Below are 20,228 nucleotides of genomic sequence, written 5' to 3'. Positions count from 1 at the left end.
TATATTGGTATGGTAGTTGGCAAAAAAGATGTGAAAGAAATTTGAAAGTTTTAATATATCATATCAAAATCTTGAGTTTTATAAAATGTTTTAGATAAAGCTTTAAATTAAAAATAGAGTATAAATTATCAAAATAAATATAGGCTCTTGCAATCAAAACAGCTTTAATATAAATCATTAATCTTTTTAAATTTAAAATTTACTCTAGCACTATTAAATTTAATAAAATTTTGCTTGCAGCTACAAGAGAAGTTTTAGTTTTGTTCTAACGGCTTTTGATTTTATAGATTATCTTTTTTAAAATATAAAAATTCTATGATTGATTTACTTGTAGTTGATATCCAAAAATAAACACTATTTTACTATAAATTTAAAATATCTATATGATGGTTTGAGTGGTGTTGTGATTATTTAGCTTATGGTGAGATGTAAATTTAGATGATGTTGGATTATTTTTTGAGTATTGATTTTTAAATTTAATAGCTTGGTTGATTTGATGGATAGTTTATTTTAGACTAGCTTTCTTTTATGATAAAGAGTGGTTGTTTGTATAAAATCATTGTGAAAAATTTAGAATTTTATGGAAAAGTTAGAAAAAATTTGCTAAAATCTTAAAATTTTTTAAGAGGTAAGTATTATGAATGAAAATATTTTAGCGTATTTAGTTGTTTATTTGATTGCTAGCATTCCTTTTGGAATGGTTTTAGCAAAGATTTTTTGTGGCGTAAATTTAAGAGAGCATGGAAGCGGAAGTATAGGTGCTACAAATGTTTTAAGAGTGATAAAAGAAAAAGAGCCAAAAAAGGCCAAAAAGTTAGCTATTTTAACCGTTATTTTTGATTCTTTAAAGGGATTTGTTCCTATTATTATTGCAAGATTTATTGGATTTGATGAAAATGTGCTTTGGATGATGGGCGTTTTAGCTGTGGTTGGTCATTGTTTTAGTATATTTTTATGGTTTGATGGAGGCAAAGGGGTTGCTACTGGGTATGGAGTTTTTGCTGCTTTTTTGCCTATTGAGTTTATTATATCTTTATTTGTTTGGTTTTTTGCTGGTAAAATTTTAAAAATTTCATCTTTAGCTTCTTTGATTGGAGTTTTATCATTTGTGATTTTATCTTTCATAATCCATCCAAATTTAACTAGTATCAATACTCATGCGCCGATATTTTTTATATCATTTATAATTTTTTATAAACATATTCCAAACATTAAGCGTTTAATCTTAAAACAAGAAGCTAGAGTGATATGATAACGATTTTAGTAGAAGATTTAGAGATTGAGTGTATTATTGGGCTTTTAGATTTTGAGCGAAAAATTCCTCAAAAAATTTGCATAAATGCAAAATTTAGGGCTGATGAGTTTGTTGATTATTCTTATGTTTGTGAAGTTTTAAAAGATAGCTTTGAGAATGAGAAATTTTTAAAAGTAGAGGATGGACTTAATTTTTTTGCTAAAAAATTTAAAGAAAATTTTAAGAGTTTAGGTTATTTTTATATGAAAATTATGAAGCCAAATATCATATTAGATGCTAATGTTGGTGCTGAGATAGAGATGATTTATTGATTTTTAAAAAAACTTGAAATTTACCTTAAATTACGATATAATCCACGCAATTAATTTATATAAGGAAAGTTAAATGAGAATTTTGATAGTAGAAGATGAAGTTACTCTAAATAGAACTATCGTAGAAGGTCTTCAAGAATTTGGTTATCAAGCAGATAGCTCAGAAAATTTCAAAGATGCTGAATATTATATTGGTATTAGAAATTATGATTTGGTTTTAACTGATTGGATGCTTCCTGATGGTAATGGGCTAGATTTAATAAATGTCATAAAACAAAAATCCCCTAGAACTTCTGTTGTAATAATATCCGCAAAAGATGATAAAGAAAGTGAAATTAAAGCCCTAAGAATGGGTGCTAGTGATTATATTAGAAAACCGTTTGATTTTGATGTTTTAGTTGCTAGAATTGAGGCAAAACTTAGATTTGGTGGAACAAATGTTATTAAGATTGATGAGTTAATTATCGATCCAGATGAAGAAAAAATCGTATACAGAGGTCAGGAGGTTGAGTTGAAGGGTAAACCTTTTGAAGTTTTAACTCACCTTGCAAGACACAGTGATCAAATCGTTTCAAAAGAGCAGCTATTAGATGCCATTTGGGAGGAGCCAGAGTTAGTTACACCAAATGTTATAGAAGTGGCAATCAATCAAATTCGTCAAAAAATGGATAAACCGCTAAATATTTCAACTATAGAAACAGTTAGAAGACGTGGATATAGATTTTGCTTTCCCAAAAAAGCCTAAGAGCTAAATTTATTATACAATTAGCATCTGGTGCTTCGATGCTAATTTTGATTTTTTCTGTTATGCTTTATCACTATATTAAGATTAATATTTATGAAAATGTGGTAAAGGTTTTAAATTTAGAAGTTGAGAAGATTTTAAATTTAAATAGTTTAAATGATAAAGTGTATGAATTTTATAATGAAAATTTAGGGCATAACTCCGTAGAAGTTTCCATAAATGATAATAAAATAAATTTATCAAAGCCAAAATACACTAAAATTTATAAAGATGATAAAAATTTTTTAAAACTTGATTATCCTGCCAAAGATAAGATTATATCTCTTCAAACAGATACAACATTTTATGCAAATATAGTTTCTCAAACACTTACAAACATCATTGTGATAAATTCAACCATGATATTTTTAATTCTGTTTTATGCCCTGTTTTTATCAAGAACTCTTTTAATTCCTATAAAAACTTTAACAAATAGATTGTCTAAATTAAACGAAACAGTGCTTATTCACATAGATGAAAATACCATTCCTCAAGAATTTAAGCCACTAGCAAAAGGAATAAATAGATTAATTGATAGAATCTATACATTTATACAGTATCAAAAGGAGCTTTTTATTGGTATTGCACATGAGCTTAAAACTCCGCTTGCTGTTATGAAAACTAAAAATGAAGTTACTCTTTTGAAAAAACGAGATGTTGAAAAATATATAGAAGCTTTACAAAATAACAACAACAGCATAAACGCTATGAATAAAATGATAAGCTCTATTCTAGAAATTGGTAGGCAAGAAAATGCACAATTTGAAAAAGGTGTGGAAAAAGATATTATTGCTTATCTTGATGAAATTTCAAATAATTTTAAAATTCTAGCAAGAAACGAAGGAAAAGATGTAGATGCAAGACTTAGTCCGTCTGAGTTTTTTATGACAATACAGCCAACCCTTTTGCTTCATATTTTACAAAATTTTATACAAAATGCTATTAAATTTTCGCCAAAAGGTTCTGTTATTTTAATAAAATCTCGTTTATATGATGGATTTTTTGAAATTAGCGTAATTGATGAGGGGTGTGGGATAGATGAGAGCTTAGATCTTTTTGCACCATTTAAAAGATATGGCGATAAAAGCGGCGCTGGGCTTGGGCTTTTTTTAGCAAAAGGAGCAGCTCAAGCAATGAATGCTAAAATTTATTTAAAAAATAGAAACGATAAAAAAGGCAGCGTGGCAAGTATTAAAATTCCTACATCTCATAAAACGAAAGGCTTTTGATGGCAAGAAGAGTTGCAGTTATTGATCTTGGTTCTAACTCTCTTAGAATGGCTATTTTTGAGCGAACTAGCAGACTTGGATTTTATATTTTAGGCGAATTTAAAATAAAAGTAAGGCTTGCAAAAGGTGCTTATCAAAATGATGGAAGTATTACAAAAGAGTCGATGGATGAGTGTTTTGAAGGACTTAGAGAATTTAAAAAAATCATAAAAAATTATAAAGCAACTAAAATTTTAGCTGTTGGAACCTCTGCTTTAAGGGATGCTCCAAATTCTAAAACTTTTATAAATTTAGTGAAAAAAATAGGCATAAATTTAAGAGTGATTGATGGAGATAAAGAGGCCTATTATGGTGGTTTTGCAGCTTTAAATTTGCTAAATTTAAAAACCAGTGCAACTACTATAGATATAGGTGGTGGCTCTACTGAATTTGCAAGGATACAAGATCAAAAAATAGTAGAAACAATTTCAATAAATTTAGGCACAGTTAGATTGAAAGAGATGTTTTTTGACAGTGGTGATTTTAGCGGGCTTGATGAGTTTATAGCTAGATTAATTTCTGAAATTCCATCAAGATTTAAAAATGAGAATTTAATAGTAATTGGCGGCAGTTTAAGGGCCATTTCAAATGCAATAATGAGCGAGCTAAAATATCCCTTAGAGACAGTCCATGCTTTTTCTTACAAATATGATAAATTTAGTAGATTTATCGATAAAATCTCTACCGCAAAAATATCAGAATTAGATAAATTTTACATTAAAAAAGATCGTTTTGATACGATTAGGGCAGGTGCAAATATCTTTAAAAAAGCGGTTGATTTTTTAAATTCTAAAAATATCATTACTAGCGGAGTAGGTGTAAGAGAGGGTGTATTTTTGACAAATTTACTTGGTTTAAATAGAAAATTTCCTGCAAATTTCAATCCTAGCTTAAAAAGCCTAAAAGATAGATTTGAGATTGAAAATAGAACAAATATAGCTAAATTTGCCAAATCATTATTTGAGATTCTAGCCCCTATACACAATATTGATAAAAAATATGAAACAGAGCTAATAACTGCTTCTAAGCTCGTAAATATAGGACTTAAAACAAGTTTTTATTCTAAACACAAGCACTCAGCTTATTTAGTTTTAAATTCATTAAATTTTGGCTATACTCACGAGCAAAAGGTATTAATATCTTCTATTATATATATTCACGGTAAGAAAAATTTTAGTCAATATGATAAATTTAAATCTCTTTTACCTCAGCTTTCAGATATAATTTGGCTTAGTTTTATAGTTGAGCTTGCAAGAATTTTGGATGAGGCAGATATTTGTGGTGTACGGTTTGAATTTAGCAATCAAACTTTAAAAATTTATGGATTAAAAGATGAAATTTATGTTAAAAACAGTGTAAAAAAGCTGAATAAGCCAGATATATTTGCTATTACATTTAATTAAAAATTTAAAAATAAAGGATAAAAATGCCACTACTTGATAGTTTTAAAGTTGATCATACAAAAATGAATGCACCAGGGGTAAGGTTAGCAAAAACAATGAAAACTCCAAAAGGTGATGATATAAGTGTTTTTGATTTGAGATTTTGTGTTCCAAATAAAGAGATGATGAGTGAAAAAGGGACTCACACGCTAGAGCATTTGTTTGCTGGATTTATGAGGGATCATTTAAATTCAAAAGATGTTGAGATTATAGATATATCTCCAATGGGCTGTAGAACGGGCTTTTATATGAGTTTAATCGGTACGCCAAATATAAATAGTGTTATAAAAGCGTGGGAAAATTCTATGAGAGATGTTTTAGATGTTGAAAGTCAAGGTGAAATTCCTGAACTAAATATTTATCAATGTGGCACTTGCGATATGCATAGCCTAAATGAAGCAAAACAGATAGCAAAAAGCGTAGTAGATAGAGGAATTTGCGTGATAAATAATGATGATATTAAACTTGAAATTTAACTTTTTTGCCATATAAATTTTTGACCAAAGGTTAGGCGATTATCTGTAAATTTAGCCCAAGAAATTTCAATCGCCCAAATTTTTGGATTCATTGTTAAAGCGTAAGGAAAAGTTTTGAAATAGATTTTTTTTTCATCTTGTGTAGCAATTCTCATTTTTGCTAGAAATTGTACGCCTTGAATTTTTCCTATTATTTTTGTTTGAAGCGCTATAGTTCCTGAGACGTTGTCATTAGAATTTAAAGCCTTAATATGTGTAGTATCATCGCTGCTTGCTATAAAAAATGTAGATGTTTTTTGATTGTAAGCATAAAATGCACTAAAACTATAAGTTGAATTTTGATTTACTACACTTAGGCTTAAAATGTGCATAGATTTTATAAATTTATCCATTTTTTCTTTCATATTTGTCCTTTTATAAGGTAAAATTTTACCTAATTTTTAATGAAATTGGTTATAATTTTGCAAAAATAAGGAAAATTTATGTATAAAAATATGTTAAAAGAGATGCTTTTAATGCAAAAAAACCTAAATGATGAGACAAATGGCAAAGGCTGGGAAAATGGATATGCAAAAAATGGTAAATTAATAAATTGGAGAAGATGCATTTATATGGAGTGTGCAGAGCTTATTGATAGTTTTTCTTGGAAACATTGGAAAGATATCAATAGTAGCCCAAATATAGAAAATATAGCAGTTGAAATTACTGATATTTGGCATTTTATAATGAGTTTAGTTTTAGAAAATTCATATAAAAATACTATGATAGATGAAATTGTTGAAAATATAAATGCAGTTAGTGGTTTTAATGAATTTTACGTAGATGCCTATGATATTAGTGAGTATAATATTTATGAAATCATTAATGATATAGAAGTTATTATCCACGATACTAGCGGATTTGAGCTTAAAATTTACGATCTTTTGACGAAATTTTTTAGACTTTCTTTGAAGTGTGGAGTAAATTTAAGCACTTTATATAAAATTTATATGGGTAAGAATGTTTTAAATAAATTTCGTCAAGATAACGGCTATCAAGATGGAAGCTATAAAAAAGTTTGGAACGGTAAAGAAGATAATGAAGTTATGAGTGAGATTTTAAAAACTTCAAATTTAAGCGTAGAAGAAATTTATAAAGAATTAAGTAAATTTTATAAAGAGATAGAGTGATAAAAATATTTCAATTATCCATAAAAGATTTTTTGACAAAAAAATTTTTAATTTTGTCATTTTTGCCATTTTTTTGTGCAATTTTAATCTTAAGTGCATTTATGATTTTTGGTGGTAATGAAATTTTTGATGCCTTAAATCAAGGTGCCAAAACTGGAGATTTTAACTTTTTAAATGAAGATAAATACCCATTTTTAGCCAAAATTCTTACATATAAAATAACAAGATGGATTATAAGCGCTATTTTTTATACTTTAGCTTCATTTTTGGTTGTGATATTTTCTGTTATTATGGCTGCAATTATTGCTGGATTTTTGACGCCAATTATCTCAAAAGATGTAAATTTAAAATATTACAATATCAAAATTAAAAATCAGCCTAAATTTGCTAGAATTTTAAGATTAATGATAAAAGAAATTTTAATTTTTTTGCTACTTTTTCTATTGTCTTTACCTTTTTTATTTATACCGATTATTAATATTTTTGTATTAAACATACCGTTTTTTTATCTATATCATAAATTTATGCTTTTAGATGTGGCATCAAATACTCTAGAAGAGTATAGATTTGAAATTTTATATAAAAAAAGCGGAGGATATATGTTTATTTTTGCTTGTTTAATATTTTATATTGTATCTTTAGTGCCATTTTTAGGTGTGTTTTTACAGATATTTTTTGTGATAAATTTAAGTCATATTTTGTTGAATAATGAATGTAGATTATGTAAAATTTAAGTGATTAAACAATGCAAGAGATATTCTTGCATTTAAAATCCGTGAAGTTTTTTTAACTCTTCATCTATTATTTTTTTATTTCCTGCTCTATCAACGCTTACATAAGTTACTTCAGCACTTGTTACTGGAATACAAAGTATAGCATTATCTTCGCTAAGTCTTTCTACTGTAACCTGAACTGTAACATTTATCGAAGTTTTTCCTATTTTATTTATTTTTGCATAACAACTAACAACATCGCCTATAAAAACAGGTTCTTTAAAAATAGCCTCTTTAAATGAAATCGTTACAACTCTTTCAGGGGCTACTTCTCTAGCCGCAATTGCTCCTGCTAAGTCTATTTGAGACAAAATCCATCCACCAAATATGTTGCCCGCTGGATTTGTATGGCTTGGCATAGCTACTATTTTTATTTTTGGTTCACCCATATTTTTAATCATTTTTATCCTTTTTAAAAAAATTTTTGATTATTGTATCAAAGAAAATTTTAATAATGATTAAATTTTTTTTGATACAATATTTTTTTTACACAAAAGGAAAAATATGAATGATTTTAAAAAATTTTTAGAACTTAGCAACAAAAATAGAGAAATACTTAACGCACTTTACTCAAATTTAGATAGCGATTATATTAAAAAGGGGTTAGAAATTTGTGGTTTTAATGGAAGCAATTCTCAAAAAATAGCAATTCTTAGAAGAGTTGTAGATTTAAAAGTAGATCCTTTGTTAAATGAGCTTAAAAAACTAAATTTAAAAGAAGAGGAAATTTTAGAAATTAGGGATAAAATGTATGATTACACTGCTTTAATCCATGAAAATTTACATAAAAATTTACTTCAAAATTTAAAACAAAATAGTATTTTAAATGAGTTTTATTTGGCTTTGCTGGAGGGATTTTGTAGTATTGGGTCTATTTTAAATTTAGTTCAAAAAAAGTGGCAAAAAATCATTATAGATGAAAATCAAGTCAATTTTAAAAGTATGAAAAATCCTTTTAAATTTATAGAAGAAAACTCTTTATTTCAAAAAACAAGCAGTGGCGAAATGTGTGATAGAAGCTATGGAGTTGTAGTTTTTGACGAAAAAGGAGTTAAATTTAAGTCATATGCTATTTTTTTTAAAAATGAATTTCAAAAAATAAAAATTATATTTGATAAAATGATTGAAAATTTAGAAAATTTTGCTATAAACGCCGATGAGAAAAGTTATTTAATATACATAAAAAATTTAAAACTTGCATTTTTGGAAGAGGATAATGATAAAATTATATCAAGATGGCGTGAGGCTGAAATAGCGTGGATGGATGTTAAAAGCCCTATGCAAATAGGTCATCCACTTGAGTATTATGAGGATGCTTATACTCACTCAGTTGCCCTAGAATGGGATATACGCTTAAAAGATGAATTTAGTTTTGATGAGGATGAGTTCAAAGATAGTTTTAAAAACAGTTTTGATGAAATTTTCAAAAAAATTGGTTCAAAAAATGAATTTATGCGATCTATAGTTCATTCAAATATTTCAAAAACTCAGCTTTATATCTCAACTCCTGTTTTTTATTATGGTGCTGATTTAGAGGGGCTTTTTAGTGCTCAAGTTGTCCCAAATGATGAGTTTGTAAGTAGCAACTGTGGCAAGAAAATTTTTGCTTTCATAAATCATACTTATGAGAGTGCAAAATCCAAGCCTTTTATGAAAATTTCTAGTGAAATTTTTGATAAAAATTATTTAAATTACGGTAGAAATATTTTAAAAAACAAGCCAGATCTTTGGAAAAAAGTTTATGAAATTAGTACAATAGGGCATGAATTTGGACATATTTTATTTATAGATGAAGATAGCGAATTTTTAATGAATAAAAGTGGGGCTTTTAAATTTATAGAGGAGTATAAAGCTACAACAGGGGGGTTAATAAATTTCTTTTTTAATGAAATAGATGATCTTAGAATGCCTGTTTTTGACGATCTAATAAGAAGAAGCGTTGGGCTTATTTCTTGGCAAAAGGTAGATAGCGTGAGGGCTTATTATTGCGAAGGTCTCATTCATCTTGATTTACTTTTTAAAAGTGAGGTTTTAAATTTTGATGGTAAAACTCTTGATGTGAAATTTGATTTAGAACACTATTTGAAATTTAAGGAAATTTGCATAAAAAATTATGAAAATTTAGCCAAATTTTATGACGAAAAAAATGATGCTAGATTATTTTTAGATAATTTTGCTGAATTTGATGGAAAAATTTATCTACCAAAAGAAAAAAAAGTTAGAGAATTTGTTGAGTTTTATCATAATTTGTATGAAAAAATAGGAAATGAAATAGAGGTTTAAATCTCTATCTCTTCAATGTTTGCATTGAATTTTTGAACTAAATTTTCAATTTTTGTGCTTATTTGATCATTTAATGGCAAAACCATATAATGACCTTCTTTAAAGCCTAAAAAGTAATTTTCGCTACTTTTTACCACTCGATTTAGTGAATTTAATGAAAAAAATTCGCTAGGTTTTGGATTTTTATCTGGTGAAAAAGATATTGTTTCATCATTGATTGAAAAATTCATTAAAATAGAATACTCTTCTAAATCTTTTGCTGCTTTTATATGTTTATCGCACATTTTTTTGTAAAATTTAGGATAAAAAATAAGCCACAAAATAGTCATTATAACAGAAGCAATCGAGCAAGCAGGAGCTGTTTTAAAAAGCCCATCAATCAAAAGCCCAACAACTATAAATTCAAAAGCAACTCCATACAAACTAAGCATTTTTTGAATTTTTGCCTTTTTGCTATGCAAAATCATAAATTTTTTAAGATTTACATAATCTTTATTTGTTATTACAACTTCCATATGTTTTTCCTTAATTTTTTACAATATTTTATCAAATTTTGCTTAAAATTTATAAAATTTGAAAATTTTGTGTAAAATTATGTTTTTATAAATATTGAAGGAAATTTAATGAGAAAACTTTTTAAGATTGATGGTTTTATGCCGTTTTTAATTGTTATTTTTTTAAATGCGAGTATAGATTTAGGGCATAAAATTACAATTCAAAATATTTTAACAAAAAGTTTTGAGCCAGGCGGTGTTTTGGTGGCTTTGAGTGCTATTGTAAATTTATTAATACTTCTTCCATATATAGGGCTTTTTTCGGTAAGTGGATTTTTAAATGACAAATTTTCAAAGACAAATATTATAAGATATGCTGCTATAAGTGAAATTTTTTTAACTCTATTTATAGCAATTTCTTATATTTTTGGTTGGTTTTATATAGCTTTTTTTGTAACATTACTTTTAGCTATTCAAAGTGCGATTTATTCTCCAGCAAAATATGGCTTAATTAAATCCATTGTAAAAAAAGAGAATTTAGGTTTAGCAAATGGCGTGGTTGAGTCGATCACAATAGCTTCAATACTTTTATCATCTCTAATTTTTTCTTTTATATTTGAATATTTTTCTTCTTCGAGCAAAAATCCAAGCGAGCTTATGGCTTGTGTTTGGTTTATAGGTGTTATTTTATTTTGTTTTTCAGTTTTGGAGACATTTTGTTCTTATAGGGTTCCTTTTTTTAAGCCAAGTAATAAAAATTTAGAGTTTGATTTTAAAAAATACTTCAAATTTCAATACTTAAAAGAGAATTTAAACTATATTTACAAAGATAAAAATTTACTACTTGCTATGATTGGACTTGGCTTTTTTTGGGGTATTTCACAACTTGCGATAGTTGTTTTTCCATCTCATTTTAAATCTGTTGTTGGGAGTGATGATGTAAGAGTTATTTGGCTTATTTTGGCTGTTAGTACTGTAGGACTTATTGCTGGATCTATTTTTGCTGGATTGTGTAGTAAAAATAGAATAGAAACAGGTTTAATTCCTTTAGGTGCTATCTTAATTTTAGCGTCTTTGTTTATTTTTGGGACTTCAGATAGTGTTTGGATAATGTTTTTTGCCTCTGTTTGTTTTGGCTTTTCAGGAGGTATTTTTATAGTTCCTTTAAATGCAAGTATTCAGTATTTTACTGATGAAAAACATATAGGAAAAACTATAGCTATTAGTAATTTTATACAAAATATTTTTATGGTTGTTTATCTTTTTTTAACTATATTTTTTACTCAAATAGGGCTCAATTCTGAAGCTATTTTTATAGTTGCATCTCTTAGCATAATGATTTGTTTTTTTGCTGGATTAAAAATAATGCCACATCTTTTTGCGAGACTTTTAATAAAGCCATTTTTCAATATTTTTTATAAGTTAAATTTAAAAGGCATTGAAAATATACCTCAAACAGGCGGAGTACTTTTGGTGGGAAATCATTTTAGCTGGATAGATTGGCTTATAGTGCAAATTTGCCTAAAAAGGTCAGTTAAATTTGTAATTCATAAGAGTTTTTATGAAATTTGGTATTTAAAGCCTTTTTTAAAAATTTTTAGAGTTATCCCAATAGGATCAAGAAGCAGCAAAAGTGCTTTAGAAAAAATGAGATTGCATTTAAAAAATGGCGAAGTTGTGGCTATTTTCCCTGAAGGTCATATTAGTTGTAATTCTAATATTAATAAATTTCATAAAGGATTTGAAATAGCCTTAAGATTAAGTGGAGCAAAGCTTATTGCATTTCATATTCATGGGCTTTGGGGTTCAAAATTCTCAAAAGCTAATAAATTTTATCAAAAAAACTCTAAAAAATATTTTGAAAGAAGGAAAATTTTTATCAACTTTTCAGAGCCTCTAAATGATGATACTACTGCAGTTGCGGCGAAGTCAGAGATTGTAAAATTATCGTATTTTAACTGGCAAGAATACTTAAATTTATCAAAGCCATTTTATTGTAATTGGCTAGATTTTGCAAAATCAAATTTATTTAAAACTGCTATGATAAATTTTGACAGTACTAAGATTAATAACCTAAAATCAATAACCGCAGTTATTTTGTTTTTAACTAAATTTAAAAAATATTTTACAGATGAAAAAAATGTTGGAGTGCTTCTTCCATCAAGTATTGCTTGTAGTTTGATAAATTTAACTCTGCTTATAAAGGCAAAGGTTCCTGTAAATTTAAACTACACTTTAAGCTTAAATAGCTTAGAAAAATGCATAAAAAATTCTGGTATGAAAACAATCCTTTCATCTAAGAAATTTGTAGAAAAATTAGAAAAAAGAGGGATAAAATTTAGCGATGAAATTTTATCTAAAGTGATATATTTAGAAGAATTTTCAACAAATTTTAGTAAATTTGATAAGATAAAATCACTTTTGCAAGCCCTTGTTTTGCCTAAATTTATAATCAAAAAATTATATTTTCAAAAAGTTAGTATCGATGATGACGCTGTTGTTTTATATAGCAGTGGAAGCGAGGGAGAGCCAAAAGGTATAGTTTTGAGTCATAGAAATTTACTTGCAAATATTAAGCAAATTTCAAGATTAGTAAATTCTCAAAAAAGAGAGACTATTTTGGCTAGTTTGCCTGTTTTTCACTCTTTTGGATTAACTGTTACTACATATTTGCCGCTGAGTGAAGGATTAATAAGTGCTCACGTAGCTGATCCAACCGATGCTTTAAGTGTCGGAAAAATGGTTAATGACACAAAAGCTAACATAATTTTTGGCACATCAACGTTTTTTAGGCTATATACAAAAAGAGTTGCTAACAATATGTTTAATAGCATAAGATTGGCTATAGCTGGCGGAGAGAAATTAAATTTAAATGTAAAAAAAGAGTTCAAACAAAAATTTAATATTGACATTTTAGAGGGATATGGCACAACCGAAACATCTCCTGTTGTAAGTGTAAATTTACCATCATATATAGATAGCGATAGCTCAAAAGAGGTTAAATTTACTAAAGATGGAAGTGTTGGTATGCTACTTGCTGGTACTATGATTAAGATATGTGATCCACAAACTTTAAATCAGCTTGATGTTGGAGAAAATGGACTCATTTTAATAGCTGGACCACAGGTTATGAAAGGATATTATAAGAAAAAAATTGATCCAACGATATTGATTGATGGTATAAGATATTATAAGACAGGCGATATAGGCTATATAGATAGCGATGGTTTTATTTTTATTACTGATAGGATGTCAAGATTTGCAAAAATTGGTGGAGAGATGATTAGTATTTCAATGGTTGAAAATGAAATTCAAGCAAATTTAAGCGAGGATGATATAATTGCAGCCACAAATCTTCCTGATGAAAAAAAGGGCGAAAAGATAGTTCTTTTATATGCTGGAGATAAGACTAAAGATGATATTACTTACGCTATAATGCATTCAAATTTAAACGCTATTTCAAGACCTAGCGTTATTCGTATAGTTGATAATATACCTGTTTTGGGCACTGGAAAGATTGACTTTAGTGCTGTTAAGAAGCTGGCTTTAAATTTAGAAAATACATAAGTTTTTATAGTAAATTTACTATTAATTTGCTATAATTTTTGACTTTGAGGTTATTTATTGGGTTTGTAATGAATAGAGTTGGTTTTTTTATTTTGATTATTTTTGCTGTTTTTGTTAGCGGTTGTGTTCAAACATTTAGCGGATATTCTTCTGAATTAAATAAATACGGTTTGATTTATGATTCAAAAAGTTGTGATGATAAATTTATAGATGAAAAAATAAAAACAAATTCAGATCTTTTGATGTGGTATGAACTTGGCGGAAGTATGAAAAGAAACTGCCTTGATTATAATGCAAGTAATTTTTATTTTGATCAAGCAGAAGATTTATATAAAACTAATGTAGATTTAGAAAATTTCGCTTCAAAAGGCACTAAAACAGCCACTTCTATTTTACTTAATGACAATATAGATAGCTATAGAGGCGGTATTTATGAGTCTATAATGCTTAATGTTTATAAGGGCTTAAATTTTATGTCTATGAATGATTTTAATAGCGCTAGAGTTGAATTTAATAGAGCTCTAGATAGACAGCGTCGAGCAAAAGATGAATTTAAAAACGAGATTGAAAATAAAATTGCTAGTTTAGAAAATGAAAATAAAGATGCCATACAAGCAGCACAAAATGAACAAACACAAAAAACAATTTATGGTGTGTATAATAGAAGTGTTTTTGCAGATTTTGTAGCTTATCCTGATTTTGTAAATCCATTTGCTACTTATATGGCGGGGCTATTTTTTTTTGCCGATAAAGATTATAAAAAAGCCTATGAGATGTTTAAAGAAAGCCTTGCAATGCAGCCAAAAAATAAATTTTTACAAGAGGAATTTGAGTTATCACAAAATTTGCTTTTATCTAAAAATAGAAATCAAAATTTTATATGGCTCATATATGAAAATGGAAAATCTGCAATAAAAGATGAGATAAAAATAGATATACCGTTATTTATTTTTACTGATGAAGTGCCATATGTAGGTATATCATTGCCAACATTAACAAATAGAGCTAATTCATATGAGTACTTAATTATTGCAGATAAAAAAACCTATAAAGTTGCAGATATGGATAGAGTTATAAAAACAGAATTTTCAAAACAACTTCCTTTTATAATTACAAAATCCATAATAAGAACAGCTATAAAAACTATAATTAATTATCAAATTTATAGTAAGGATGAAACTATTGGACTAGGTGTTGCTGTTTTTAATGCTATTACAAATAAATCAGACGTGAGAAGTTGGGTTTCTTTACCTAAAAATTTTCAAGTTGCAAGGGTTTTAAATGATGGTGAAAATATTGCCATTAAAACACCTGATGGAGATATTTTAGAAAATGTATTGATTGCAAAAAACAAAAGTGCTATTATATATATAAATTCTCCAATTAAGGGTTCAATTAATTTACATAAGATATTTTTTTAAGGAGAAGGTATGAAAAATTTAAAATTTTTATTGTTAGGTGTTTTAATGTTTTTTGTTGGTTGTGGTGGTGTTAATCATATGAATGTTTCTAAAAATATGCAAGCCAACATAATAACAGATCCGCATGTTAAATTTGATGATAGTTCTTTATTTAAGTGGTTAAAATTTGAATTTATTAACTACATCCAAAGGCAAGATGGTTTGATAGAATTTGAAGCTGTTTTTAAAAATAATAGCAAGATAAATAAATTATTAAGCTATAAGATTATTTGGAAGGATGAAAATGGCTTTACTCAAAAAACTATCATGTCAAAATGGACAAAAGCTTCTATTGAAAGCGGTAGATTTCTTAATATACACGCAATCTCGCCTAGTATAAAATCAAAAGATTTTGAGATTATTATACAAGAGCCAACAAAAGATGATAATAAACGAAATGATTCTTATCATAAACAATATTCAAATTAAGGAAAAAATATGAAAAAAAAATTAATTTTTAGCTCAATTTTAGCTACATTGTTTTTAACAGGTTGTGCAAAACAACCTCAGTATATAGGCGATCAAAATTCAGCAAGCATTGCACCAGTAACAATGGGTATAGATAGAGGTGATTTTGAAAAAGCAGCAATGGATGCTACAAATAGTCTTTTATCAAGTGGTGCTTTAAATAAACCAGGTGGTGGCAGATATGTGGTTGCTATAGATAATGTTATTAATGACACAACTCAAAGAATAGATACTGATTTATTGATTAAAAAAATTAGAATTGCTATGTTAAATAGTGGCAAAGCAGTGGTTACAACTGCAATTAAAGTAGGTGGTGCAGAATCAACACTTAGCCATTCTGTTAGGGAATTGAGAGATAATGATGAAATTAACCAAAACACTATAGCCAAAAAAGGAACAATGATTGCTCCAGATATGGGGCTTAGTGGAAAGATCATCCAAAGAAACGCTAAAACTTACAAAGGCGATCAATTAGTTGAGTATTATTTTCAATTGACATTAACTGAACTTGCTAGCGGTTTAGCATTTTGGGAAGATGAGATAGTTGTTGGTAAAATTGGCTCAAATAAAACAGTAACTTGGTGATAAGGAGAAAATATGTTTAAAAATTTAAAATTACTATCTATTTGTGCAATTTTTGCAATGTCTTTATGTGCAAATGAAGTAACAACAAGTAGCGTTGCTGAGATTCCTGCAAATGAAGTTGAGGCTCAAAATGCTATGAGTGATGCATCCGCTCAAGATATCACGCCAAAAAGCATTGAAGATTTTTTTGATGAGTTTGCAAATGAGTATGGTATAAGTTATGGAGAGAGTATAAATGGTAAAACATTTTTTAGTGCAAAAGCAACTGCAGTTGTTGGAAATAGCGACGCTGATTTTGCTAAGGCCTTATCGATTGCATACAATGAGGCATTTTTAAATTTGCAAATAGATTTTATAAGAGACACTTATGGCAAACAAGCGGCTCAAACTTTAAGAAAAACTTTTTCGGATAATTCGACAAATGCAAAAGAATTTGAAAAACTACCTCCAGAAGGAGTATTTTCTCAACTTCTAACAAAAATTTCAGAACTAGCAGGTGCTAAGCTTGATGAAATGTTGGCAGATCTTGGCGTGGATGCTCAAAAAGGAATAAGTGATGAGAGAAAAAAGATTTTGATGGCTGAAAATTTAGTAAAAAATATCCAAATAACTGCTATGGGACAAATTTCAGGCTTAGTTCCGATTCAAACAGCAGTCACAAAAGATGGTTCTACTTATGATATAGGTGTTATTGCTGTAATGAGTGAAAAAACAGTCCAAATAGCAAGAGATATAAAATTTAATAGAAAATCAAATATTCAAGGCAAAGGTAAAAAGATTCAAGAATTCCTGCCTGCTAAAAATGAAGGATTTTTAGATGAATTTGGAATTCGTTTAGTGTATGATGAAAATGGCGAACCTGTAATTTTAAGTTATGGCAGATGGGGGTATGTTAAAAATAGCTCAGATGAGTATGTAAATAAAAGACAAAAAGACATAGCACAAAAACAAGCAGTCGCACAAGCTGATGCGGCAATTAGTGAGTTTGTAGCTTTAAGCCTGTCTTTAAAAGAAAATTCTCAAAGTGCAAAAGAAGTAGAGCATGCATTAACTCAACTAATTACATCTGGAAATACTCAAGAGAGTGAAAAAGTTGCAAAAAATATCATAGATATAGCTTCAAGCGAAATAAAAACAAACTCAAATATGAAATTAAAAGGTATAAAAACACTAAAAAAATGGGCCATAGCTGATAAAAATGGCATTGAAAATGTTGGGGTTGTGAGATTTTATTCTTATTCAAATGTTAAAAATACGGATGAAATTTTAAACACTCAAAGCGGCAAAAATTCAAAAAACGAAGCGTCAAAAAAAGCCGTTAAAAAATCACACGATATTTCTAACAAAAGCAATATGGTAAATGATTTGAATGATTTTTAAGGAAAATTTATGAAAAAATTATTGCTAATTTTTGTATTTTTATTTTTAAATTTAAGTGCTGAAGTTATTACAAATACAATCGTTAAAACTGCAACAGGAACAGGTTTTGGTCTTAGCAGAGAAGAGGCTATAAATAACGCTATTATTGAAGCTCTTGGTAAAATTCAAGGCGTAAAAATAAAAAGCACAAAAATTTTATCAACAACAGCAGTAACTAAAGGCAGTAAGAGTGATTTGCAAGATGTGTATTCAAGCAATATCAGTAGAATCACAAATGGCAGAGTCGATGGATTTAGTGTTGATAATATAACTGAATTTGATGGACGATTTGAGGCTGATGTTACTATCAAAAAAATCAAAACATCTAAAAAATACAAAACTCCAGGACTTGATCCAAATAATCGCCGAAAAATAGCAGTTTTTCCAGTATTTAGCGATAAAAATTATTTTGTGGTATTAAATCAAAAAATATCAAAATATGATTTAACAAATCCCCTTACTCAAGATATTTTAAGTGCTATTACAAATACTAGAAAATTTACTGTTTTAGATAGAGTTAGTGATTCAAATGTTTATGATATAGAAGAGTCAATTATTTCTTCAAAACAAGCGGCTAGGGATGAGATTTTTAAACTCGGAAATGTTTTGGGTGCAGATTATATACTTACAGTTAATATCTCTGATTTTAGCGTTTCTAAAAATAGCTCAAGCATAACTCAAACTCAAAACAAGATAAATGCTAGAATTGAGTATAGAGTTTTAACGATGGCTACAAGACAAGTTAAATTTGCTAAAGTTAAGAATTTTAGTTTTAATGTAAGCACAAATTCGCTAAATAACGAAATTTCTAAAATTACTCAAAAGATGGCTTATGATATTAGTGCCGAGATTATAGATACAATCTATCCTATCAAAATTGCTGATGTTATAAATGGTGAAGTAATTATTTCTCAAAATTTAAAAGTTGGTGAAATTTATGAAGTATTTTCTCAAGGAAAACAGATTGTGGATCCTTACACAAAAGAAATTGTTAGCAGGATAGAAAACAGGGTAGGAAGTATAGAAATTATACGTTTAAATTCTAAAATTTCTTATGCTAAAATTTTAGATGGAAGTGTTAGGAAAGGCGATATTTGTAGGAAAAATGGCGGTAATGTTGGTATTGGCAAAGATAGTGGTGTTAAAATAAAAAATAGTGGCGGCGTTGAGCTACCTTTTTAGTTTATGTTAGAGGCTAAAATTTATATTTATTTGATAAATTTAGCCTAAAATGGAGTTGAGAATGAAAAATTTTTTAAATAATATAAGAGAGAAAAAGCCATTAATTCACTGCATAACAAATTATGTAACCGCAAATGATGTCGCAAATTCTTTAATTGGAGTTGGTGCAAGTCCTATTATGGCTGATGAGTTTGAAGAAGTGTCAGATATCACAAAAATATCAAATGCTTTGTTGGTAAATTTAGGAACTTTAAATTTAAGAACAATTAAATCAATGAAGTTAGCTTTAAAAACTGCTAATGAAAATAATATCATAACCGTTTTGGATCCAGTTGGTGTGGGAGCTAGCGGTATCAGAAATAAAACAGCTATTGAGTTGATAGAAAATTTTAAATTTAGCGTAATTCGCGGAAATATATCTGAAATCAAATTTCTTAATGGCGAAGATGGCGTAGTTAAGGGCGTGGATGCAAATTTAGCAGATTTAAATGATGATTTAAATAATAAAGTTAGAATTGCTAAAAGTTTAAGCAAAAAAACTGGTGCTGTTGTTATGATTAGTGGTAAGATTGATGTTATAAGTGATTGTGAAAATAGTTATATCTGCAAAAATGGAACCTCTATGATGAGCGATGTAAGTGGTAGCGGATGTATGCTTGGTGGGATAGTGGCTGCATTTTGTGCTGCAAATGATGAGAATTTAAAAGCTAGCTTGATGGCAGTTGGCTTAATGGGGTTAGCAGGAGAATTTGCTCGCGGAGGCAGTGTTTTGAGTGCGATCGGAAATTTTACATTTAAAAATAATTTAATAGATGAAATTTATTTAATGGATGATGAGAAGTTGCAAAATGGCATAAAGATAGAAAAATTTTATTAATATTAATTTTTATCTAGATCAAAATAAAAACCACTTTTTAGATTGTAAATTTAATTGATAAAATACTAAATTTACGCCTTATTATTTGATATTACAATCTCGAAAGTAATCTATGTTTTAGGCATAAAGCTGTATTTTAAAAGTTTGTAAAAATTTAACTAAAAATTTTTATAAATAATAACAATTTGCTGTGATTAGTAATTTAAGGATAAAACAGCTTGAAATTATGCATATAAAATTTGATAAAAATTAAAATTTTATATTTTTTTATGTTAATTTTAGTTATAATTCAAGTTTTTATGGAGAGTAAAACGACCTGGTGGCGTTCGCGGACTTCAAATCCGATGACAGAGCGGTTGACCGTTTAGTGGGAGGTTCGATTCCTTCACTCTCTCGCCATTTTTTTAAAATCACT

At 28.1% G+C, this 20,228-nt stretch carries 19 protein-coding genes and 1 tRNA gene; 17 read left to right on the top strand and 3 right to left on the bottom strand.

What is annotated here, in order from left to right:
• Positions 1-637: 637 nt before the first annotated feature.
• The 6 genes from plsY (at position 638) to luxS (ending at position 5,536) form a co-directional block, all read left to right on the top strand.
• Complete coding sequence (gene plsY, locus F1B92_RS02995) at positions 638-1,252, top strand: glycerol-3-phosphate 1-O-acyltransferase PlsY (RefSeq protein WP_154570431.1); 615 nt, start codon at positions 638-640, stop codon at positions 1,250-1,252.
• On the top strand, positions 1,249-1,566 hold the full coding sequence (locus tag F1B92_RS02990) for a dihydroneopterin aldolase (protein WP_154570430.1): 318 nt from the start codon (positions 1,249-1,251) through the stop codon (positions 1,564-1,566). The genes plsY and F1B92_RS02990 overlap by 4 nt, the downstream gene beginning before the upstream one ends.
• A 73-nt stretch (positions 1,567-1,639) precedes the next feature.
• Positions 1,640-2,311 carry a homeostatic response regulator transcription factor HsrA gene (gene hsrA, locus F1B92_RS02985; RefSeq protein WP_154570429.1) on the top strand — a complete coding sequence of 224 codons (672 nt, stop codon included), beginning with the start codon at positions 1,640-1,642 and terminating at the stop codon, positions 2,309-2,311.
• A gap of 38 nt (positions 2,312-2,349) precedes the next feature.
• Positions 2,350-3,579: an ATP-binding protein gene (locus tag F1B92_RS02980; RefSeq protein WP_195836277.1), complete on the top strand. Its 1,230-nt coding sequence runs from the start codon at positions 2,350-2,352 to the stop codon at positions 3,577-3,579.
• Positions 3,579-5,021, top strand: a complete 1,443-nt coding sequence (locus tag F1B92_RS02975) for a Ppx/GppA phosphatase family protein (RefSeq protein WP_154570427.1) — start codon at positions 3,579-3,581, stop codon at positions 5,019-5,021. Before F1B92_RS02980 ends, F1B92_RS02975 begins: the two co-directional genes overlap by 1 nt.
• 23 nt (positions 5,022-5,044) lie before the next feature.
• Positions 5,045-5,536, top strand: coding sequence for an S-ribosylhomocysteine lyase (gene luxS, locus F1B92_RS02970; protein WP_154570426.1), 492 nt, complete (start codon positions 5,045-5,047; stop codon positions 5,534-5,536).
• Here the strand turns inward: luxS and F1B92_RS02965 are convergent.
• Positions 5,533-5,940 carry a hypothetical protein gene (locus F1B92_RS02965; protein ID WP_154570425.1) on the bottom strand — a complete coding sequence of 136 codons (408 nt, stop codon included), beginning with the start codon at positions 5,938-5,940 and terminating at the stop codon, positions 5,533-5,535. The two genes, luxS and F1B92_RS02965, sit on opposite strands and share 4 nt — an antisense overlap.
• A 78-nt stretch (positions 5,941-6,018) precedes the next feature.
• Between F1B92_RS02965 and dut the strand changes: the two genes are divergently transcribed.
• Together dut and F1B92_RS02955 are read left to right on the top strand one after the other, a co-directional pair.
• Positions 6,019-6,705, top strand: coding sequence for a dUTPase (dut, locus tag F1B92_RS02960; protein ID WP_154570424.1), 687 nt, complete (start codon positions 6,019-6,021; stop codon positions 6,703-6,705).
• Complete coding sequence (locus F1B92_RS02955) at positions 6,702-7,439, top strand: EI24 domain-containing protein (RefSeq protein ID WP_326833080.1); 738 nt, start codon at positions 6,702-6,704, stop codon at positions 7,437-7,439. The genes dut and F1B92_RS02955 overlap by 4 nt, the downstream gene beginning before the upstream one ends.
• Positions 7,440-7,471: 32 nt before the next feature.
• Here F1B92_RS02955 and F1B92_RS02950 read toward each other — a convergent pair whose 3' ends face one another.
• On the bottom strand, positions 7,472-7,876 hold the full coding sequence (locus tag F1B92_RS02950; RefSeq protein ID WP_326833081.1) for an acyl-CoA thioesterase: 405 nt from the start codon (positions 7,874-7,876) through the stop codon (positions 7,472-7,474).
• A 106-nt stretch (positions 7,877-7,982) separates the two neighbouring features.
• Between F1B92_RS02950 and ciaB the strand changes: the two genes are divergently transcribed.
• Positions 7,983-9,761 (top strand): invasion protein CiaB, encoded by a 1,779-nt coding sequence (gene ciaB / locus F1B92_RS02945; RefSeq protein ID WP_154570422.1) that lies wholly within the window; start codon positions 7,983-7,985, stop codon positions 9,759-9,761.
• On the opposite strand, the gene F1B92_RS02940 is transcribed toward ciaB, so the two are convergent.
• Positions 9,758-10,276 carry a hypothetical protein gene (locus tag F1B92_RS02940; protein WP_154570421.1) on the bottom strand — a complete coding sequence of 173 codons (519 nt, stop codon included), beginning with the start codon at positions 10,274-10,276 and terminating at the stop codon, positions 9,758-9,760. The genes ciaB and F1B92_RS02940 overlap by 4 nt on opposite strands.
• Before the next feature lie 108 nt (positions 10,277-10,384).
• Between F1B92_RS02940 and F1B92_RS02935 the strand changes: the two genes are divergently transcribed.
• The 8 genes from F1B92_RS02935 (at position 10,385) to F1B92_RS02900 (ending at position 20,212) form a co-directional block, all read left to right on the top strand.
• Complete coding sequence (locus tag F1B92_RS02935; protein WP_154570420.1) at positions 10,385-13,822, top strand: acyl-[ACP]--phospholipid O-acyltransferase; 3,438 nt, start codon at positions 10,385-10,387, stop codon at positions 13,820-13,822.
• 68 nt (positions 13,823-13,890) lie between these two features.
• Positions 13,891-15,243, top strand: coding sequence for a COG3014 family protein (locus F1B92_RS02930; protein ID WP_154570419.1), 1,353 nt, complete (start codon positions 13,891-13,893; stop codon positions 15,241-15,243).
• 9 nt (positions 15,244-15,252) lie between these two features.
• Positions 15,253-15,711 carry a DUF1425 domain-containing protein gene (locus F1B92_RS02925; protein WP_154570418.1) on the top strand — a complete coding sequence of 153 codons (459 nt, stop codon included), beginning with the start codon at positions 15,253-15,255 and terminating at the stop codon, positions 15,709-15,711.
• Positions 15,712-15,720: 9 nt separating this feature from the next.
• On the top strand, positions 15,721-16,335 hold the full coding sequence (lpoB, locus tag F1B92_RS02920; RefSeq protein ID WP_154570417.1) for a penicillin-binding protein activator LpoB: 615 nt from the start codon (positions 15,721-15,723) through the stop codon (positions 16,333-16,335).
• Positions 16,336-16,347: 12 nt separating this feature from the next.
• The gene (locus tag F1B92_RS02915) at positions 16,348-17,715 is read left to right on the top strand and encodes a DUF6844 domain-containing protein (protein WP_154570416.1); all 1,368 of its coding nucleotides are present in this window, start codon (positions 16,348-16,350) and stop codon (positions 17,713-17,715) included.
• A 9-nt stretch (positions 17,716-17,724) separates the two neighbouring features.
• Complete coding sequence (locus tag F1B92_RS02910) at positions 17,725-18,936, top strand: hypothetical protein (RefSeq protein ID WP_154570415.1); 1,212 nt, start codon at positions 17,725-17,727, stop codon at positions 18,934-18,936.
• A gap of 61 nt (positions 18,937-18,997) precedes the next feature.
• A complete protein-coding gene (gene thiM, locus F1B92_RS02905) occupies positions 18,998-19,813 on the top strand; it encodes a hydroxyethylthiazole kinase (protein WP_154570414.1) in 816 nt (271 codons plus the stop codon).
• A gap of 301 nt (positions 19,814-20,114) precedes the next feature.
• Positions 20,115-20,212, top strand: a tRNA-Sec gene (locus F1B92_RS02900).
• Positions 20,213-20,228: the final 16 nt, after the last annotated feature.

It is taken from the genome of Campylobacter portucalensis, from assembly GCF_009690845.1.
Taxonomy (GTDB): Bacteria; Campylobacterota; Campylobacteria; order Campylobacterales; family Campylobacteraceae; genus Campylobacter_B; species Campylobacter_B portucalensis.
The sequence above is the reverse complement of the archived record's forward strand: the minus strand, read 5'-3'. Positions and strand labels throughout refer to the sequence as shown.

Bases quoted from the DNA above. Each gene is read 5' to 3' on its own strand.
- plsY (WP_154570431.1), top strand. From the start codon at position 638: ATGAATGAAAATATTTTAGCGTATTTAGTTGTTTATTTGATTGCTAGC.
- F1B92_RS02990 (WP_154570430.1), top strand. From the start codon at position 1,249: ATGATAACGATTTTAGTAGAAGATTTAGAGATTGAGTGTATTATTGGG.
- hsrA (WP_154570429.1), top strand. From the start codon at position 1,640: ATGAGAATTTTGATAGTAGAAGATGAAGTTACTCTAAATAGAACTATC.
- F1B92_RS02980 (WP_195836277.1), top strand. From the start codon at position 2,350: ATGCTAATTTTGATTTTTTCTGTTATGCTTTATCACTATATTAAGATT.
- F1B92_RS02975 (WP_154570427.1), top strand. From the start codon at position 3,579: ATGGCAAGAAGAGTTGCAGTTATTGATCTTGGTTCTAACTCTCTTAGA.
- luxS (WP_154570426.1), top strand. From the start codon at position 5,045: ATGCCACTACTTGATAGTTTTAAAGTTGATCATACAAAAATGAATGCA.
- F1B92_RS02965 (WP_154570425.1), bottom strand. From the start codon at position 5,940: ATGAAAGAAAAAATGGATAAATTTATAAAATCTATGCACATTTTAAGC.
- dut (WP_154570424.1), top strand. From the start codon at position 6,019: ATGTATAAAAATATGTTAAAAGAGATGCTTTTAATGCAAAAAAACCTA.
- ciaB (WP_154570422.1), top strand. From the start codon at position 7,983: ATGAATGATTTTAAAAAATTTTTAGAACTTAGCAACAAAAATAGAGAA.
- F1B92_RS02940 (WP_154570421.1), bottom strand. From the start codon at position 10,276: ATGGAAGTTGTAATAACAAATAAAGATTATGTAAATCTTAAAAAATTT.
- F1B92_RS02935 (WP_154570420.1), top strand. From the start codon at position 10,385: ATGAGAAAACTTTTTAAGATTGATGGTTTTATGCCGTTTTTAATTGTT.
- F1B92_RS02930 (WP_154570419.1), top strand. From the start codon at position 13,891: ATGAATAGAGTTGGTTTTTTTATTTTGATTATTTTTGCTGTTTTTGTT.
- F1B92_RS02925 (WP_154570418.1), top strand. From the start codon at position 15,253: ATGAAAAATTTAAAATTTTTATTGTTAGGTGTTTTAATGTTTTTTGTT.
- lpoB (WP_154570417.1), top strand. From the start codon at position 15,721: ATGAAAAAAAAATTAATTTTTAGCTCAATTTTAGCTACATTGTTTTTA.
- F1B92_RS02915 (WP_154570416.1), top strand. From the start codon at position 16,348: ATGTTTAAAAATTTAAAATTACTATCTATTTGTGCAATTTTTGCAATG.
- F1B92_RS02910 (WP_154570415.1), top strand. From the start codon at position 17,725: ATGAAAAAATTATTGCTAATTTTTGTATTTTTATTTTTAAATTTAAGT.
- thiM (WP_154570414.1), top strand. From the start codon at position 18,998: ATGAAAAATTTTTTAAATAATATAAGAGAGAAAAAGCCATTAATTCAC.